This window comes from Frisingicoccus sp. (assembly GCA_016298055.1).
In the GTDB taxonomy this organism is placed as follows: Bacteria; Bacillota; Clostridia; order Lachnospirales; family Lachnospiraceae; genus Frisingicoccus.
The window spans coordinates 1-2,810 of sequence record JAEDDO010000221.1; the positions used below are offsets into that span (position 1 = coordinate 1).

A 2,810-nucleotide genomic window follows, 5' to 3' on the forward strand; every position below is an offset into this window, starting at 1 on the left:
ATCGGTGTGGGACCGGGATTTACGGCAGGAATCGACTGCCATAGAGTCATTGAGACAAAGCGGGGACATTATCTTGGACGTGTCATTGAAGCGGGAAGTGCCATACCGAATACGGGAATTCCGGGAAATGTGGGCGGTTACACAGTTGAGCGTATTATTCGCGCTGGTGAAGACGGTATATTTGTGCCGAAGGTGTCCATCGGTGATCAGGTGGAGGCCGGTCAGGTTGTAGCTATTTCCGGTAATACACCGGTCAGAGCGCAGATTACCGGTATTGTCCGGGGGCTTTTACAGGAAGGTGTCCGGGTCACAAAAGGAATGAAGGCAGGAGATATTGACGCGCGGTGTGAAAAAGCACACTGTTTTACCATATCAGATAAAGCGAGAGCCATCGGCGGCGGCGTCCTTGAGGCGGTCTGCGGATGGGAACATGGAAAATAGGAGGAATATATGTATACCATACGAGGTTATGAAAAAGTAAAGAGTCTTGAGGAGGCTTATGAAGCGAATCAGAAAAAGTCCTCGTCGATTATCGGCGGAGGAATGTGGCTCCGTCTGGGAAGTAAGAATATTGGATCTGCCATTGACCTGACGGATCTGGGACTGGATCAGATTGAGGAAACAGAAGATGCATTTATCATCGGCTGTATGACAAGCCTGAGAGATATTGAATGCCACCCGGGCATGAACCGGTATTTTCATGGGATGATGAAAGAGACGATGAAAGGCATTGTGGGTACTCAGTTTCGCAATACAGCGACGATCGGCGGAAGTATTTATCAGAGATTTGGATTTTCAGATCCTCTGACAGCCTTTCTTGCACTGGATACAACTGTGGAGATGTACGCAGGAGGCATGATTCCTCTGGATGATTTTGTTTCAATGGCATATGACAGAGACATTCTTGTCCGTATTCATGTGAAAAAAGACGGACGCAAGGCTGCATATCAGAGTTTCCGAAATACAAAGACGGATTTTCCTGTAGTGACCGTCGGCGTGTCAAAATCGGAAGCAGGATGGAAGGTATCTGTCGGTGCACGTCCGGGACGGGCAGAGGTATTTCAGGCCGTGCATCCGCTCTCAGACGAACCGGAAGAGGAAGAAATCAAACAGTTTGCGAAAGAGATCAGTGAGGCAGCCGTATTCGGAAGCAATATGCGTGCAAGTGCCGAATATCGGAAACTTCTTACAGAAGTTCTGGTCGGAAGAGCAGTTGAAGATATATGTCTTCAGCTTAAAGGGGATACACAGGAGGGTCTGAAGCGATGAAGATAAAACTTTGGATTAATGATAAAATTTATAAAGATTCAATTGAACCGGATATGACACTGATGGACTATCTTCGTGAGAAAGGTTTCAAGAGTGTAAAATGCGGCTGTGATACAACAAATTGCGGACTTTGTACGGTTTATATGGATGGCAAGACGGTGCTGTCCTGTTCAGTACCTGCAGCCCGGGCGTCAGGCCACAGAATCACAACACTGGAGGGCGTAGCAAAAGAGGCAGAGGAATTTGCTCGTTTTATGGCGAAACAGGGAGCAGAACAGTGCGGTTACTGCAGCCCGGGACTGATCATGAATGTTCTTGCTATGGCAAAAGAGCTGAACAAGCCGACAGAACAGGAGATCAAGGAATATCTGGCAGGAAATCTGTGCCGCTGTACCGGATATGAAAGTCAGTACCGCGCAATTCGAAATTATCTTGCCGTAACGCAGGCAAATTACCAGTTATTTAAGAAAGGGGAGGTCATTGAAGGTGTCCGATAAGAAATCCTATATTAATAAGAGAGTTGTCAAAAAGGATGCCATGGCTCTGATGGCCGGCAGACCTGTATATACGAACGATCTGGCTCCGAAGGAAAGTCTGATCGTTAAAGCATTGCGCAGTCCCCATGCATTTGCAAAAATTGTATCCATCGATACATCAAAGGCAGAGCTTGTTCCGGGAATTGAGTGTATTCTGACTTATAAAGATGTGCCGAAGATCCGGTTTACAGAGGCGGGACAGACCTATCCGGAAGCAAGTCCTTATGACCGTTATATTCTGGAAGATATTGTACGCTATGTGGGTGACGAGGTGGCCTTGATCGCGGGAAATGATATGAAAGCCATCAATAAAGCGATGAAGCTTATTAAAGTAAAATACGAAGTTATGGAACCGGTACTGGATTTCAGAAAGGCGAAAGACAATCCGGTGATCGTTCATCCGGAAGATGACTGGGCGTCCCTGATGCCGGTGGGAGCAGATAATAAACGCAATCTTTGTGCACAGGACGGTTTTGTTAATGGAGATGTGGATGAAGTTTTTAAAGAGTGCGCCTATGTGGTTGAGGGAACATACCATACTCTTGCCAATAATCAGGCGATGATGGAACCTTTTGTTACAAGTACAGCCCTGGATGCCTACGGTCGTCTGGTCGTAACAAGTGCAACACAGATTCCATTTCATGTACGTCGTATCGTAGCACGGGCTCTCGGTATATCCAAATCAAAGGTTCGTGTTGTGAAGCCGAGAATCGGCGGCGGTTTTGGAGCAAAACAGACGGCTGTTTCAGAAGTTTATCCGGCTGTTGTCACATGGCTCACAGGAAAACCATGTAAGATGGTCTTCACAAGAAAAGAGGTTATGATCGCATCCACCTCCCGTCATGAGATGGAAGTGACGGTAAAGATCGGTGCAGATGCGGAGGGAAAACTTCAGGCAATTGATTTATATACATTGTCTAATACAGGAGCTTATGGTGAACATGGCCCGACAACCGTCGGTTTATCCGGTCATAAGTCAATTTCGCTTTACGGACCGCTCAAAGC

General features: G+C 46.9%; 3 protein-coding genes and 1 pseudogene. All 4 read left to right on the plus strand.

Translation table 11 applies throughout. The features are described 5' to 3' along the window. A pseudogene (locus QZZ35_RS10825) lies at positions 1-441 on the plus strand (selenium-dependent molybdenum cofactor biosynthesis protein YqeB); the annotation flags it as partial. A 9-nt stretch (positions 442-450) separates the two neighbouring features. Then, entirely contained in the window at positions 451-1,269 is an 819-nt protein-coding gene (locus tag QZZ35_RS10830) for an FAD binding domain-containing protein (protein ID WP_291237414.1), read from the plus strand. Beyond that, positions 1,266-1,766: a (2Fe-2S)-binding protein gene (locus QZZ35_RS10835; RefSeq protein ID WP_291237415.1), complete on the plus strand. Its 501-nt coding sequence runs from the start codon at positions 1,266-1,268 to the stop codon at positions 1,764-1,766. Before QZZ35_RS10830 ends, QZZ35_RS10835 begins: the two co-directional genes overlap by 4 nt. 40 nt (positions 1,767-1,806) lie before the next feature. Then, positions 1,807-2,810: xanthine dehydrogenase family protein molybdopterin-binding subunit (locus tag QZZ35_RS10840; RefSeq protein WP_291237416.1), on the plus strand; the 1,004-nt coding region annotated here is incomplete at its 3' end.

Bases quoted from the DNA above. Each gene is read 5' to 3' on its own strand.
- QZZ35_RS10830 (WP_291237414.1), top strand. From the start codon at position 451: ATGTATACCATACGAGGTTATGAAAAAGTAAAGAGTCTTGAGGAGGCT.
- QZZ35_RS10835 (WP_291237415.1), top strand. From the start codon at position 1,266: ATGAAGATAAAACTTTGGATTAATGATAAAATTTATAAAGATTCAATT.